This window comes from Micromonospora sp. NPDC005710, assembly GCF_040630995.1.
Classification (GTDB): Bacteria; Actinomycetota; Actinomycetes; order Mycobacteriales; family Micromonosporaceae; genus Micromonospora.
Genome location: NZ_JBEXYP010000009.1, coordinates 107505 through 121415, shown reverse-complemented (window position 1 = coordinate 121415; position 13911 = coordinate 107505). Strand labels below are relative to the sequence as shown.

Below are 13911 nucleotides of genomic sequence, written 5' to 3'. Positions count from 1 at the left end.
GATTGTGCGACACCCCCGGGATCCTCCCCCGGGGGTGTCGTCGTCGGTGGGTCAGTCGTCGCGGTGGTCGGTCCACCACTGCAGCCCGCTCTCGGGCAGGGTGTCGATCGGGTCGTAGTAGGCGTAGCGCTTGTTGAGCGCCTCCAGGTCGGCGGACTCGATGGAGGTGCGGTAGTTCTTGGTCCAGTAGGAGATGCCGCGCTCACGGTCGTAGTCGGTGAGCATGTGCACCCAGCGTTTGCCGACGAAGGGGACGTCGCAGACGATGCGGGGGGTGGCGTAGCCGGGGAGGTAGCCCATGATGTCGTGTTGGAGTTGCTGGGCGTGCCAGACCGGGACCCGCCAGTGTTCGGCGTTGGGGATCATGTCGCACATGTAGAAGTAGTACGGCAGGATTCCGGCTTCGCCTTGGAGTGCGAAGCAGAGGTCGAGCAGTTCCGGGGTGGTGGCGTTGACGCCGCGCATGAGGACGCCCTGGTTGCGGACGTCGCGGACGCCGACGTCGAGGGCGGTCTGGGCGGCTTTGGCGACCAGTGGGGTGAGCGACTGGGCGTGGTTGACGTGGGTGTGGATGGCCAGGTTGACGCCGCGGCGGGCGGCGGTGCGGGCGACGCGTTCCAGGCCTTCGACGACTTCGGGTTGCAGCCAGTGTTGGGGCAGGCCCATGAGGGCTTTGGTGGCGAGCCGGATGTCGCGGACCGTTTCCAGTTCCAGCAGGCGCATGAGGTACGACTCGAGGTTGCGCCAGGGGACGTTTGCCACGTCGCCGCCGGAGACGACGACGTCGCGGACTCCGGGGTGGGCTTTGAGGTAGGCGATGTGGGCGTCGTAGCGGTCGACGGGCTTGAGGGTGAGTTTGAGTTTGTCGACGGCGGGGGTGGAGTTGCCGACGAGGTCCATGCGGGTGCAGTGCCCGCAGTACTGGGGGCAGGTGGAGAGCAGTTCGGCGAGGACCTTGGTGGGGTAGCGGTGGGTGAGGCCTTCGGCGACCCACATGTCGTGCTCGTGGAGGCTGTCGCGGCTGGCGTAGGGGTGTGACGGCCAGTCGGTGCGTCGGTCGGAGGCGACCGGAATCATGTAGCGGCGGATGGGGTCGGCGAGCAGCGCTTCGGTGGTCAGCGGCGCGAACGGCACCATCGTGTTGATCATTTGTGGTGGCACCAGCATGGACATGGTGGCCATGGCCTTCTGGTCGGCTTCGAGGTCGGCGTAGAAGGTGTCGTCGATGAGGTCACCGAGGACGGCGCGGAGCTGCTTGGTGTTCTTGACGCAGTTGACGCGCTGCCACTGGGCGGATTCCCACTGGTCGCGGGTGACGTGGCGCCAGCCGGGGAAGCGGGTCCAGTCCGGTTCGACCAGGGGGCGGCGGTGGTATTCGTAGGGCTGCCCGGCGGTCGGTACGGCGACCGGGGCGTGACGGGGTTGGGGGATGGTCTGGGTCACGGCCCCTCCTCGGTGTTGCGGCTGATCATCGAAGCCCGAAGGCTACTGGAAAATATTCGGTACAGAAACTAGTCTGCCGTAAGTTTTCCCGTTACGCGAGCCTTGGCCGAGGCTTCGAACGGCTGGGCAGGGGAGGTTGGCGTGACGTCACCGGTGGGACTGCACCGCGTCGTGCAACCGGCGGGGGTGCTGCCGCAGGCGGCTTGGCGCCTGGAGACGTCGGCGGCGATCGCGCCGAACGAGGTGCGGATCCGGGTGCAGCGGCTCAATCTGGACGCGGCGAGCTTCCGGCAGTTGTCGGAGAAGCACGGCGGCAACGGTGACGCGGTCCGCGCCGAGGTGCTGGAGATCGTCGCGACCCGGGGGAAGATGCAGAACCCGGTGACCGGGTCGGGTGGGATGCTGATCGGCACTGTCGAGGAGGCCGGCCGGCGGTCCCCGCTGGGGCTCAGGGCGGGTCAGCGGGTCGCCAGCCTGGTGTCGCTGACGCTGACGCCCCTGGTGATCACCGACGGGTTGGCCCGTTGGGACGGGCGAAGCGAGCAGGTGCCGTGCGACGGGTGGGCGATCCTGTTCGCGCGGTCCATCGCGGCGGTGCTGCCCGAGGACGAGGACCCGCAGTTGTCCCTCGCCGTGCTGGACGTGTGCGGGGCGCCCGCGCTGACCGCGCGGGTGGTGTCGCGCGTGGTCGAGGAGCGTCAACGCGATGGTGATCCGACGCCGGTGCGGGTCGCGGTGATCGGTGGGGCCGGTAAGAGCGGTTCGCTGTCCCTGGCCGCAGCGCGGCGGGCGGGTGCCGCGCGTACCGTCGGGGTGGTGCCGGTGGCGGCGGAGCGTGACGCGCTGACGGCCGCCGGTCTGGCGTCGGTGGTGGCGGTGGCCGACGCGCGCGACCCGGTGGGGTTGTCCACGGCGGTGACGACCGCGTTGGGGGCGCCGGCGGACGTGACAGTGGTGTGCGTGGACGTGCCGGGGTGTGAGCACGGGGCGGTGCTGGCGACGGCGGACGGCGGCACAGTGATCTTCTTCTCGATGGCGACGAGCTTCGCCGCTGCCGCGTTGGGCGCGGAGGGGTTGGCGGCGGACGTGACGATGCTGGTGGGCAACGGGTACGTGCCGGGGCACGCGGAGTTGGCGTTGGGGTTGCTGCGGGCCGAGCCGGGGGTGCGTCAGCTGTTCGCGGCTCGGGTGGCGGCAGACTGAGGTCATGACGAACCCCTCGACGTTGTATCGCGGCGGCGTGCTGCACTGTCCCGCCGACCCGAGCGCCACCGCGCTGCTGGTCTCCGGTGGGCGGATTGTCTGGTTGGGTACCGACGGTGACGCGCCGCCGGCGGACCGGGTGGTGGACCTGGGTGGGGCGCTGGTGACGCCGGCGTTCGTCGACGCGCACGTGCACGCCACCGACACCGGGTTGGCGTTGTCCGGGCTGGAGTTGTCCGGGGTGCGCTCGGCGGGGCATTTGCTCGACGCGGTGGCGGGCGTCGCGGCGGGTCTGCCGGCGGACGCGGTGGTGCTGGGGCACGGGTGGGACGAGTCGGGCTGGTCGGATCCGACGTTGCCGGACGCGGCGGCACTGGACCGGGCCGCCGGTGGTCGGCGGGTGTACCTGTCGCAGGCGTCGATCCACTCGGCGTTGGTGTCGTCGGCGTTGCTGGCGGCGTGCCCGCAGGCGGCGGGGGCGGCCGGGTACGACGCGTCGGGCTGGTTGCGGCGCGACGCGCACCACGTGGTGCGGGCGGCGGCGCAGGGGTCGGTGAGTCGGGCGCAGCGGGTGGCGGCACAGCGGGTCGCCCTGGCCCACGCGGCGTCGCTGGGTATCGCCGCGGTGCACGAGTGCGGTGGCCCGGAGATCTCCGACGAGGAGGACTTCACGGGGTTGCTGGGCATTTCCGGCGCGGGCCTGCCGGAGGTGTACGGGTACTGGGGCGAGCTGGGTGGCGCGGCGCGGGCCCGGGAGTTGGGTGCGGTCGGCGCCGGTGGGGACCTGTTCGCCGACGGGGCGTTGGGCTCCCGCACGGCGCACGTGTCCCAGCCGTACGGCGACGGTGACGGGTGCGGTCACGGGTACCTGTCGGCGGAGCAGGTGCGTGATCACCTGCTGGACTGCGCGGCGCACGGCATGCAGGGCGGGTTCCACGCCATCGGTGACGCGGCGATCGGCACCGTCCTGCACGGGTTCGCGGCGGCGGCGCGGTCGGTGGGGGTGGAGCGGTTGCGGGCGGCCCGGCACCGCATCGAGCACGCGGAGATCATGAACAAGCAGTTGATCGCGCGGTTCGTGGAGTACGGGGTGGTGGCGAGCATGCAGCCGGCGTTCGACAGGTTGTGGGGTGGCGCGGGCCGGATGTACGAGACGCGGTTGGGGTTGGACCGGTCGTTGGAGTCGAACCCGATGGGTGCGATGCACTCGGTGGGGGTGGCGTTGGCGTTCGGGTCGGATTCGCCGGTGACGCCGCTGGATCCGTGGGGGTCGGTGCGGGCGGCGGTGGCGCACCACAACCCGGCGCAGCGGATGGGTGTGCGGTCGGCGTTCGCGGCGCACACCCGCGGTGGGTGGCGGGCGGTGCACCTGGACGTGGAGGGGGTCCTGGCGCTGGGTGCGCCGGCGACGTTCGCGGTGTGGTCGACGCCGGCGGGGGTGGAGCGGGGTCTGCCGGTGTTGCAGGCCGAGGATCCGGAGCAGCGGGGTCCGGGTGATCCGACTCCGCTGCCGGTGTGCCGGCGCCTGGTGTTGCGCGGTGAGGTCATCTATGAGGAAGGGTCGTCGTGACCGGGAAGCTTGATCTGGATCCGGTGCTGGTGGCGCGGGCGCGGGAGTTGGCGCGTCGGGCCGGGCAGCCGGTCGTGGACCTGGCGCGCAGCCACACCACGGTGTCGGTGGAGCGGGCGGTCCTGCGGTTGGCCGGGGTGACCGGCGCCGACCCGGACGGTATTCCGTGGGTGAACCGGCTCGTCGACGCGGTCGCCGGGGACGTGGGGTTGGGTCACGGGGTGGCGGTGCCGGTGTTCGACGCCCTGGTGCGTGAGGGCAGCACCGACGTGACGTTGCTGGCGCAGAAGGCCGCCGCCGGGTCGGTGCGGTTCACCCAGCCCACCGGGCGGGCGGCGACGGCTGCCCGGTCGGCGGCGCGCAGGGCGGTCGGCGCGGGCATTCGGCGCATCGACCGGCGGCGCGCCGAGCGGGACCGCCTCGTCAAGCGCCACGGCGACCCGGCGCAGCGGCCGTGGATCTACCTGATCGTCGCCACCGGTGACATCTACGAGGACATCCCGCAGGCGCAGGCGGCGGCGCGGGCCGGCGCGGACGTGATCGCGGTGATCCGTTCCACCGGGCAGTCGTTGCTGGACTACGTGCCCGAGGGCGCGACCCGGGAGGGGTTCGCCGGCACGTACGCCACGCAGGAGAACTTCCGGTTGATGCGCGCGGCGTTGGACGAGTCGTCGAAGGAGGTGGGCCGCTACGTGCGGTTGACCAACTACGCGTCCGGGTTGTGCATGCCGGAGATGGCGACCCTGGCCGGGTTGGAACGCCTCGACATGATGCTCAACGACTCGATGTACGGGATCCTGTTCCGCGACATCAACCCGGTGCGCACCTTCGTCGACCAGCGGTTCTCCCGGCAGGTGCACGCCCGCGCGGGGATCATCATCAACACCGGTGAGGACAACTACCTGACGACCGCCGACGCTGTCGACGAGGCGCACACGGTGACGGTGTCGCAGTTGCTCAACGAGTTCTTCGCCCACGAGGCGGGCTTGGCGAACTGGCAGTTGGGGTTGGGCCACGCGTTCGAGATCAACCCTGAGGTGCCGGAGTCGTTCCGCCTGGAGTTGGCGCACGCGTTGCTGGCCCGGGAGTTGTTCCCGGACGCCCCGTTGAAGTGGATGCCGCCGACGAAGCACATGACCGGTGACGTGTTCCGGGGCAACCTGCTCGACGGGTTCTTCAACCTTGCCGGGGCGCTGACTGGTCAGGGGATCCTGCTGGTGGGGATGATGACCGAGGCGGTGGTGACGCCGTGGTTGTCCGACCGGGACATCGCCCTGCAGAACGTGCGCTACGTCCTGGGCGCCGCCGGTGGGCTGCACGAGGACTTCGTGCCCGCGCCGGGCGGGTTCATCCGCCGACGCGCCAACCAGGTCCTCGGTGAGGCGTTGGACCTGCTGGAACGCATCGGGGAGCAGACGCTGCTGACGGCGATCGCCGAGGGCACCTTCGGGATCATGAAGCGGCCCGCGGACCGCGGCAAGGGCCTCGACGGGGTCGCCGCGCATGAGGCCGACTACTGCAACCCGGCCACGGACATCCTGGAAGGGGACGCGGCATGAGCGCCGCCGACGCCGCGAAGAGGATCGTGCGGCCGTACGGGGACACCACCGGCGACGGGATGGTGCAGGTGTCGTTCACCCTGCCGGTGACCCACGACAAGCGCGCCGAGGGCGCGGCGGTGCAGTTGGCCAACAAGATGGGCATCGACCCGGCGATGGTGGTGCACGCCAAGCCGATGGGCGACGGGTTCACGTTCTTCGTCGTGTACGGGCGGGTGAACCACCTGGTCGACCTCAACGCCGTGCAGGTGGTGGAACGGGACTTCGCGTTGCTGTCGGCGAAGGACGTCAACACGGTGATCAGGCAGCGGTTGCGGCGCAAGCTGTCGGTGGTCGGGGCGTGCATCGGCACCGACGCGCACACGGTGGGCATCGACGCGATCCTCAACGTCAAGGGCATCGCCGGTGAGAAGGGGCTGGAGTACTACCGGGAGTTGAAGGTCACCAACATGGGTGCGCAGGTGAGCGTGCCGGAGTTGGTGGAGACCGCCCGGGCGGAGAAGGCCGACGCGGTCCTCGTGTCGCAGGTGGTCACCCAACGCGACGCGCACCTGCACAACACCCGGGAGATGTCCGCGGCGTTCCGGGAGGCGATGCCGGCGGGGCGGCGGCCGCTGCTGATCGTCGGCGGTCCCCGTTTCGACGAGTCGATGACCGACGAGTTGGGAGTGGACCGGATCTTCGGTCGGGGCACCACCCCCGGCGAGGTGGCCAGCTACCTCGTGCACGCCCTGATCACGCAACGGAAGGCGATGGCATGACCGACGCACGGCTCGGGTTGACGGTGACGCACCGGCGGTATGTGCCGTACTCGCACGCCCACTACGCCGGCAACCTCGTCGACGGGGCGTACGCCCTGGGGTTGTTCGGTGACGTCGCCACGGAGGTGTGTATCCAGACTGACGGCGACGAGGGTCTGTTCGCCGGGTACGCCGACGTGCGGTTCCACGCGCCCATCCACGCCGGGGACGTCGTGCAGGTGACCGCCCAGGTGTCGCGGGTGGGCACCCGTAGCCGCACCTTGGAGTTGAGCTGCGCGGTGGTGTGCCGGGGCCGCCCGGACCGTTCCGCGTCCGCGGCCGAGGTCCTCGACCCGCCGATCGTGGCGGTCACCGCGACCGGCACCGTGGTCGTCCCAGTGAGTCGCGAGGAGTGAGCCGGGGTTGCGAGCCCCGCAGTCGCGAACCGGGGAGCCCTGCGGCCCTGGCGGTCTGCGCCGACGTCGGCTCCACGTACACGAAGGTGGCGGTGGTGGACCTGGCCGCCGGTGTGCTCGTCGGCGCGGCGTCGGCGCCCACCACTGTGGGCACCGACGTGTTGCACGGGGTGGACGCCGCGGTCGCGGCGGCCACCGCCGGGCTCGGGGTCGCCGACGCGCCCTGGTACGTGTGCTCGTCGGCCGGCGGTGGGCTGCGGCTCGCGGTGATCGGCTACGAGCCGCTGGTCACCGCCCAGGCCGGCAGGCGCGTCGGGTTGTCCGCCGGCGCGCACGTGGTGCACGTCGCGGCCGGGCGGCTCGGCGCCGCCGACCTGGCGGCGCTGCGGGCGGCCCGACCGGACGTGGTGCTGCTCGTCGGCGGCACCGACGGCGGCGACGCCGACACCGTCACCCACAACGCGACCCGCCTGGCGCGCGCCCGGTGGCGGCGACCCGTGGTGTACGCGGGCAACGCCGACGTCCGCGAACAGCTCACCGGGTTGCTGCGCGACGCCGGGGTGCCCGTGACCGACGCCGACAATGTCCTGCCACGCATCGGGGTGCTCACCCCGGCGTCGGCGCGGGCGGCGATCCGCGCGGTGTTCCTGCGTCACGTCATCGGTGGTAAACGACTGTCGAGGGGGAGCCGGTTCGCGCGGCTGGTGCGGGCGGCCACCCCCGACGCGGTGCTCACCGGTGTGGAGGTGCTCGCCGACACCCTCGGCGGTGACCTCGCCGTCGTGGACGTGGGTGGGGCCACCACCGACGTGTACTCGGTGCTGACGCCCGACGAGCGGGCCAGTGGGCCGGGCCGGGAGGTTGCCGGCAGTCTGTGGCGGGCCCGCACCGTGGAGGGTGATCTGGGCATGCGGTGGAGCGCCCCGGGGGTGGTGCGCGCCGCCGTCGAGGAGCGGCTGCTCACCGCCGAGGAGACCGATGACCTGAGCGCGGCGGCGGCGGCGCGGGCGGCGGACCCGGCATTCCTGGCCGCCGACGACGTCGAGCGGGCTGTGGACCGGCGCATCGCGACCCTCGCCGCGACGGTGGCGCTGCGCCGGCACGCCCGGGGTGCTGCCACCGGTGAGCGGGCCGGACGGGACCTGCGCGACGTGCGGTTGCTGGTGGGCTCCGGTGGGGTGTTGCGGCACGCGCCGGCGGACGTGTCCGGGCAGGTGCTGACGGCGGTCCTGGGTGACCACGCCGGCGGGTGGGCGTTGCCGCGCGCCGCCGCCGCGGTGGTCGACGTCGACTACGTGCTGGCCGCCGGAGGGCTGCTCGCCGAGGAACACCCGGCGGCCGCGCGGGCGCTGCTGCGTCACCATCTGCGGACGCATTGAGACTCGCCGACCCGACACGCCGTGTCGCAACACACGACAGGCCGGCTGTGGGTTGACAACCGACGGGGGTCGGCACGTACCGTCTTTGAGTCCTACCACGGGAAGCGGCTGTTGTTCGCTTCGTCCCTTCGTCCGCTGGCCGAGCGACATTTTTCAGCGTCACAGTCGCGGCGGCCAGGTCCAGCGGGCGGGGGTCGGCGGGGCGGCGCGAACCGGCCGCGGTTACCGGTGTACGGGCAGGGTGAGGTGCACGGCCAGTAGACAACGGCCCGGCGGGGGCAGCCAGTCCACGTCCGGTCGGTCCGAAGGTCGTCGTGCCCCATCCTCGCCACACCGGCCGGGAAGGGCCTGGGAGCATCGGGGCGCGGCGAAAGCCGCGCCCCGATTTCATCCCCCACCCCTCACGCCCCTCACGCCCCACGCCCCACCGCGCCGATCTTGCAGTTTGTGTCGTTGTTATAGGGGGAATGCCCCTTGTGTCGGCACCGAAAGTGCAAGATCGACGAGCAGGGGTGGCGCGGCGGGCCTCAGCGCGGCCCGATGCGGCCGGCGGGATCCTCAGACGGGTAGCCTTCGCCGGGTGATCGAGGTGAAGCTGCGGTGACGATGCTGGACCGGGAAGACACCCACACCCCTACGGTGATCGGCGCGCCGGTCGTCGCGGGTCGGCCCCTGCCGCTGCGGGTCGCCGTGCCCCTGGCGGTGGCCGCCGGGTTGGCGCTGCTGGTGGCGTTCCCGCCGTACGGGGTGTGGCCGCTCGCGCCGGTCGGGGTGGCGTTGCTGGCCGCCGCCGCGCACCGGCGGCGGTTGCGCGCCGGCGCCGGCCTGGGCTTCCTGACCGGGGTGGCGCTGTTCGCCCCGCTGCTGGCCTGGACGAACCTGCACACCGGCTACCTGCCGTGGGTGCTGCTGTCGCTGTTGCAGGCCGGCTACCTGGCGCTGCTCGGTGTGGCCACCGCCTGGGTGTCGCCGCTGGTCGACCGTGTCCGTTGGTCGTGGCCGCCGCTGACCGGGCTGCTGTGGGTGGGGCAGGAGGCGCTGCGCGACCGCACCCCGTTCGGCGGGTTCCCGTGGGGGCGGTTGGCGTTCAGCCAGGACGAGTCCCCGCTGCTGCGCCTGGCCGCGCTCGGCGGCGCTCCAGTGGTCACCTTCGCTGTCGCGTTCGCCGGCGGGTTGCTCGTCACTGCCGCCTGGCACGCCTGGGGCATCCTGCGCCCCGGCAGGCGAATCAACCCCACCGGCACCGGCTCGACCACCGAGCCGGCCGACACCACACCCGCCGACACCACACCGGCCGTTGAGGGTGCGGACGCCCCGGCCACCACCGACACCGCAGCGGCCGCCGGGGCGTCGGCGCGGCGGTGGGCGCCGATGGTCGTACCGGCGGTCGTGGCTGTCGCGCTGACCGCCGGGGCGCTGCTCGTGCCGGTGGCCACCGCCGGGTCGGGCGCCACGGTCACCGTGGCGATCGTGCAGGGCAACGTGCCCCGGCTGGGTCTGGACTTCAACGCCCAACGGCAGGCCGTCCTCAACAACCACGTCGACGCCACCATCGAGCTGGCCGCGCGGGTCGCCTCCGGGCAGCAGCAACAGCCCGACCTGGTGGTGTGGCCGGAGAACTCCAGCGACATCGACCCGCTGCGCAACCCCACCGCCGGGGCGCGGATCTCCCAGGCCGCCGACACCATCGGCGCGCCGATCCTGGTCGGCGCGGTGCTGTTGGGCCCCGACGCCGGGCAGGTCCGCAACGCGGGCATCCTGTGGCGTCCCGGCACCGGCGCGGACCTCGGCCAGCTGTACACGAAACGCCACCCGGTGCCGTTCGCCGAGTACGTGCCGCTGCGCGACGTGGCCCGGATGGTCAGCAAGCAGGTCGACCTGATCCGCAACGACTTCGTCGCCGGAAGCACCCCGGGCGTGGTACGCGCCGGCCCCGCCGTGCTCGGTGACGTGATCTGCTTCGAGGTCGCCTACGACGGGGTGGTCCGCGACACCGTCACCGGCGGCGCGCAACTGCTCGTGGTGCAGACCAACAACGCCACCTTCGACGTGGCGGAGGCCCGCCAGCAGTTGGCCATGGTGCGGCTGCGGGCGGTGGAACACGGACGGCCGGCGTTGATGGCCTCCACGGTCGGGGTGTCCGGGTTCGTCGCACCCGACGGGCGGGTAAGCGATGCCACCGGGTTCAACACCCGGGAGGTCGTGGTGCGGCAGGTGCGGCTCGACGACGGACGTACCCTCGCCACCCGCCTCGGCTGGTGGCCGGAGGTGGCGCTCGCCGCACTGGCCGCGGCGGCCCTGGTCGGCGCGGCGGTGCTGCGCCGGCGGCAGCGGGTCAGGCCCGGATAGCAACAGCCGGTACGCCGGCGGGAGCGGAGGAACCGTGATCCAGGCGACCGATACGATCCGACGCGCGGGCGAGGTGCCCGGGGTGGGCCGGGTGCTGGTGGTGATCCCCACCTACAACGAGGCTGACAACATCGCCGTGATCGTGGGCCGGGTCCGGCGTGCCGCCCCGGCGGTGCAGATCCTCATCGCCGACGACAACAGCCCCGACGGCACCGGTGCGATCGCCGACGCCCTCGCCGACGGCGACGCGCACGTGCAGGTGCTGCACCGCCAGGGCAAGGAGGGCCTGGGTGCGGCGTACCTGGCGGGGTTCGGGTGGGCGCGCGAACGGGGCTACCACGCGGTCGTGGAGATGGACGCCGACGGCTCACACGCCCCGGAGGACCTCCCGGCGTTGCTGGCGGCCGCCCGCGACGCGGACGTGGTGATCGGCTCACGGTGGACCAGGGGCGCGCGGGTGCTCAACTGGCCGCTGCGGCGGCTGCTGCTGTCGCGCGGCGGCAACCTGTACGCGCGTCTGGCGCTGGGTATGCCCGTGTCGGACGCCACCGGCGGTTACCGGGTGTACCGGATCAGCGCGTTGGACGCCATCGACCTGGAGTCGGTGACGTCGCAGGGTTACTCGTTCCAGGTGGAGCTGTCCCGGCTGGCGCACCGGGCCGGGGTGCGGATCGTGGAGGTGCCGATCACCTTCGCCGAGCGGGAACGCGGTGACAGCAAGATGAGCCCGAAGATCGTGGCTGAGGCGCTGTGGCGGATCACCGCCTGGGGTGTGCGCGACCGGCGCCAGGCGGTCCGCCGGGGCCTGCACGGCACGGCCACCGGTCAGGCCCGGTGGCCGTGAGCGGGGCCGTGTCATGCTGGATGGGCGAAACATGTCCGTGGTGTCGGCAGGAATGGCGATGAGGTGAGATGCGCCGAGGACTGAGGTTCGTACCGTTGGCCCTGTTGCTGGCGGTGGTGCTGGAGCTGGCGGTGTTCGTCGGTGTGGGACGGGCGCTGGGGTTCGGGGCGGCGGTGTTGCTGGTGTTCGCCGCGTCCCTGCTGGGGTTGGTGCTGCTGCGCCGTGAGGGGATGCGCGCCTGGCGGGGGTTCCGCGCCGCGGCGGCGGCCGGGCAGCCCCCGGGTGGGCAGGTGACCGACGGGCTGGTCGGGTTGGCGGGCGCGTTGTTGCTGGCGGTGCCCGGCCTGGTCAGTGGGCTGGTCGGGTTGCTGCTGCTGGTGCCGCCGGTGCGTCGGCTGGCCCGCGCCGGGGTGCGTCGTGGCACCGAGCGACGGGTGTCGTCGATGGTCGCCGGTGACCTGTTCGGGCCTCGGACGGTGCGGGTGCGCCAGGGTGCGCCGCAACCGACCTCGCAGCCGCAACAGCCGGTGGTGGTCGACGGTGGTCGGGCCATCGAGGGTGAGATCGTCGAGCCCCGGCACTGACACCGGGCCATTCACCGACACGACGACGCCCCCGGGGGATTCCCCGGGGGCGTCGTCGTCGTGTCGTGCGGATCAGGCGCGACCGCGCCGGGTCCGAACCTCCTGCAGCCGCTCCTCGAGGATGTCTTCCAGCTCGGCGATCGAGCGCCGCTCCAGAAGCATGTCCCAGTGGGTACGCGGCGGCTTGGCCTTCTTCTGCTCCGGCTCGTTGCCGTCGACGAGTCGGGCGACGCTGCCGTCGAACTTGCATTCCCAGGTCATCGGGACCTCGGCGTCGACGGCGAACGGCACCTCGAACTGGTGGCCCTTGGCGCAGAGGTACTCGCGGGTCTGACGCGGCGCGAGCTCCGTGTTGCGGTCGGATTCGTAGCTCACCGCGCCAAGGCGGCTTCCGCGCAGCATACGCTCGCCCATGATCGACTTCCCCTCGTTCGTGGTGCTGGTCTTCTGGGTGTAACGGTGCGTCCCCGTCGCGCCATTCCCGCCCGAGGGCGTGAGGCGTCCACGGGTGGGCCGGGACCAAGGGTAGCCGGCCGGGACGGGCACCCGGTGAGGTGATCCCCAGGCGGGTCGGGACAACGGTGTGTCCGCTGCCACCGGGGTGGTTAACCGCTCAAGTCTACCGAAGGTTGCGCCCCGCGCGTCAGGTGGCGTCGGTGGGAGTGGCGGCGCCGAGGCGGGCCAGTGCCAGCGCCAGGTCACTGACCTGGTCGCCGAGCTGCGCCACCCGCCGCTGGGCCAGGTCCCGGTCGGTCTCGGCGGCGTCGAGTCGTACCGTCAGGGCGGTGCGCTGGCCCTCGGCGGTCGCCGCGGCCTGGCGGGCCGCTGTCAGCTCGGCGGTGAGCGTGTCGCGCTGGGCGGACAGGGCGGCCCCCTCCGCGCGCAGCCGCGCGGCCAGCTCCGCGGCCTCCTGCCGGGCCTCGTCGGCCTGCCGGGCGGCGACCTCGGCGCGGTCCCGGGCCCGGTCGGCCTGCTCCCGCGCCCGGGCGGCGTCGGCGGCCTCCGCGCGGGTGCGCGCCGCGTCGGCGCGGGACTGCTCGATCTGCCGCCGCACGTCCTGCACCTCGGCCTGCCACCGCCCGGCCCGTTCGGTCGCCTCGGCGGCGGCCCGGGTGGCCCGTTCGGCCTCGCCGCGCAGCGCGTCGCGTTCCCCGCTCAGGTCGGTCACCCGCTGCCGTTCGGCGTCGCGTTGGGTGCGCAGGTCCCGCACCTCGGCGCGGGCCTGGTCCCGGTCCCGTTCGGCCTGGGCGCGCAGCGCCTCCGCGGCGCTGGCGTCGTGGCGTGCCCGGTCGCGGGCGGCCTCGGCGTGCCGCGCGCGTTCGTCGTCGGTGGCGGCCTGCCGGTTGGCCTGTTCGGCACGCTGACGGGCGTCGTCGGCCTCGGCACGGGCGTCACGGGCCTGCTCGCGGGCGCGGGCCGCGTCGGCCACCGCGGCCTCGGCGTCGTCGCGGGCCTCGTCGCGTTCGGTCTGCGCGGCCGCGATCTCGGCGGCGGCCTCCGCGCGGGCCTGGGCGAGTTGCCGCTGCACACCCACCGGGGACAGCTCGGCGTGCAGCGACTCGGTCAACGTCTCGACGATCTGGTCGAGCCGGTCCACCGCCTCCCAGGTGCGGGCCACCTGCCCGGGCAGACCGGGGGCGTTGCGGTGCCGCATCCGGCTGTTGCGGGAGGCACGCTGGCAGGCGCCGTCGTTGTCGCGGCAGTAGCGAAACGGCCGGCCCGCGCCGACGCGCTGCGGCACCGGTGCTCCACAGTGGGCGCAGGGGCGGGTCTCGGTGGTGCTGGGCTGGGCGTCCATCGAGGGCGAAGTCTAGTGCTGCCCGT

Annotated in this window: 12 protein-coding genes; 9 read left to right on the top strand and 3 right to left on the bottom strand. The window is 72.8% G+C overall.

All coding sequences use genetic code 11. The annotated features are described in order from the left end of the window. Positions 1–51 precede the first annotated feature (51 nt). Positions 52–1443: a lysine 2,3-aminomutase gene (locus tag ABZ406_RS14925; RefSeq protein WP_357760832.1), complete on the bottom strand. Its 1392-nt coding sequence runs from the start codon at positions 1441–1443 to the stop codon at positions 52–54. A 153-nt stretch (positions 1444–1596) separates the two neighbouring features. Here ABZ406_RS14925 and ABZ406_RS14920 point away from each other — a divergent pair, with 153 nt between their 5' ends. From ABZ406_RS14920 to ABZ406_RS14880, 9 genes are all read left to right on the top strand, one after another. Next, positions 1597–2646 carry a zinc-binding alcohol dehydrogenase gene (locus ABZ406_RS14920; protein ID WP_357761183.1) on the top strand — a complete coding sequence of 350 codons (1050 nt, stop codon included), beginning with the start codon at positions 1597–1599 and terminating at the stop codon, positions 2644–2646. 4 nt (positions 2647–2650) lie between these two features. Then, entirely contained in the window at positions 2651–4216 is a 1566-nt protein-coding gene (locus tag ABZ406_RS14915) for an amidohydrolase (RefSeq protein ID WP_357760829.1), read from the top strand. Further along, complete coding sequence (locus ABZ406_RS14910; protein ID WP_357760826.1) at positions 4213–5775, top strand: lysine 5,6-aminomutase subunit alpha; 1563 nt, start codon at positions 4213–4215, stop codon at positions 5773–5775. The genes ABZ406_RS14915 and ABZ406_RS14910 overlap by 4 nt, the downstream gene beginning before the upstream one ends. Beyond that, positions 5772–6536, top strand: coding sequence for an OAM dimerization domain-containing protein (locus tag ABZ406_RS14905; RefSeq protein ID WP_357760823.1), 765 nt, complete (start codon positions 5772–5774; stop codon positions 6534–6536). The genes ABZ406_RS14910 and ABZ406_RS14905 overlap by 4 nt, the downstream gene beginning before the upstream one ends. Continuing rightward, positions 6533–6931 carry a hotdog domain-containing protein gene (locus ABZ406_RS14900; protein ID WP_357760821.1) on the top strand — a complete coding sequence of 133 codons (399 nt, stop codon included), beginning with the start codon at positions 6533–6535 and terminating at the stop codon, positions 6929–6931. Before ABZ406_RS14905 ends, ABZ406_RS14900 begins: the two co-directional genes overlap by 4 nt. Before the next feature lie 47 nt (positions 6932–6978). Further along, on the top strand, positions 6979–8310 hold the full coding sequence (locus ABZ406_RS14895; RefSeq protein WP_357761181.1) for a glutamate mutase L: 1332 nt from the start codon (positions 6979–6981) through the stop codon (positions 8308–8310). Positions 8311–8916: 606 nt separating this feature from the next. Then, on the top strand, positions 8917–10659 hold the full coding sequence (gene lnt / locus ABZ406_RS14890) for an apolipoprotein N-acyltransferase (RefSeq protein WP_357761178.1): 1743 nt from the start codon (positions 8917–8919) through the stop codon (positions 10657–10659). Between the two features lie 34 nt (positions 10660–10693). After that, positions 10694–11503, top strand: coding sequence for a polyprenol monophosphomannose synthase (locus tag ABZ406_RS14885; protein WP_357760818.1), 810 nt, complete (start codon positions 10694–10696; stop codon positions 11501–11503). Positions 11504–11571: 68 nt separating this feature from the next. Next, positions 11572–12087 carry an FxsA family protein gene (locus ABZ406_RS14880; RefSeq protein WP_357760815.1) on the top strand — a complete coding sequence of 172 codons (516 nt, stop codon included), beginning with the start codon at positions 11572–11574 and terminating at the stop codon, positions 12085–12087. Between the two features lie 72 nt (positions 12088–12159). Here the strand turns inward: ABZ406_RS14880 and ABZ406_RS14875 are convergent, their stop codons facing one another. Continuing rightward, the gene (locus ABZ406_RS14875) at positions 12160–12501 is read right to left on the bottom strand and encodes an RNA polymerase-binding protein RbpA (RefSeq protein WP_030489777.1); all 342 of its coding nucleotides are present in this window, start codon (positions 12499–12501) and stop codon (positions 12160–12162) included. Between the two features lie 229 nt (positions 12502–12730). After that, complete coding sequence (locus tag ABZ406_RS14870) at positions 12731–13885, bottom strand: hypothetical protein (protein WP_357760812.1); 1155 nt, start codon at positions 13883–13885, stop codon at positions 12731–12733. Positions 13886–13911: the final 26 nt, after the last annotated feature.

What these genes read in the sequence shown, in the direction of transcription:
- ABZ406_RS14915 (WP_357760829.1), top strand. Translation starts at nt 2,651, where the DNA reads ATGACGAACCCCTCGACGTTGTATCGCGGCGGCGTGCTGCACTGTCCC.
- ABZ406_RS14905 (WP_357760823.1), top strand. Translation starts at nt 5,772, where the DNA reads ATGAGCGCCGCCGACGCCGCGAAGAGGATCGTGCGGCCGTACGGGGAC.
- ABZ406_RS14900 (WP_357760821.1), top strand. Translation starts at nt 6,533, where the DNA reads ATGACCGACGCACGGCTCGGGTTGACGGTGACGCACCGGCGGTATGTG.
- lnt (WP_357761178.1), top strand. Translation starts at nt 8,917, where the DNA reads ATGCTGGACCGGGAAGACACCCACACCCCTACGGTGATCGGCGCGCCG.
- ABZ406_RS14880 (WP_357760815.1), top strand. Translation starts at nt 11,572, where the DNA reads ATGCGCCGAGGACTGAGGTTCGTACCGTTGGCCCTGTTGCTGGCGGTG.
- ABZ406_RS14875 (WP_030489777.1), bottom strand. Translation starts at nt 12,501, where the DNA reads ATGGGCGAGCGTATGCTGCGCGGAAGCCGCCTTGGCGCGGTGAGCTAC.
- ABZ406_RS14870 (WP_357760812.1), bottom strand. Translation starts at nt 13,885, where the DNA reads ATGGACGCCCAGCCCAGCACCACCGAGACCCGCCCCTGCGCCCACTGT.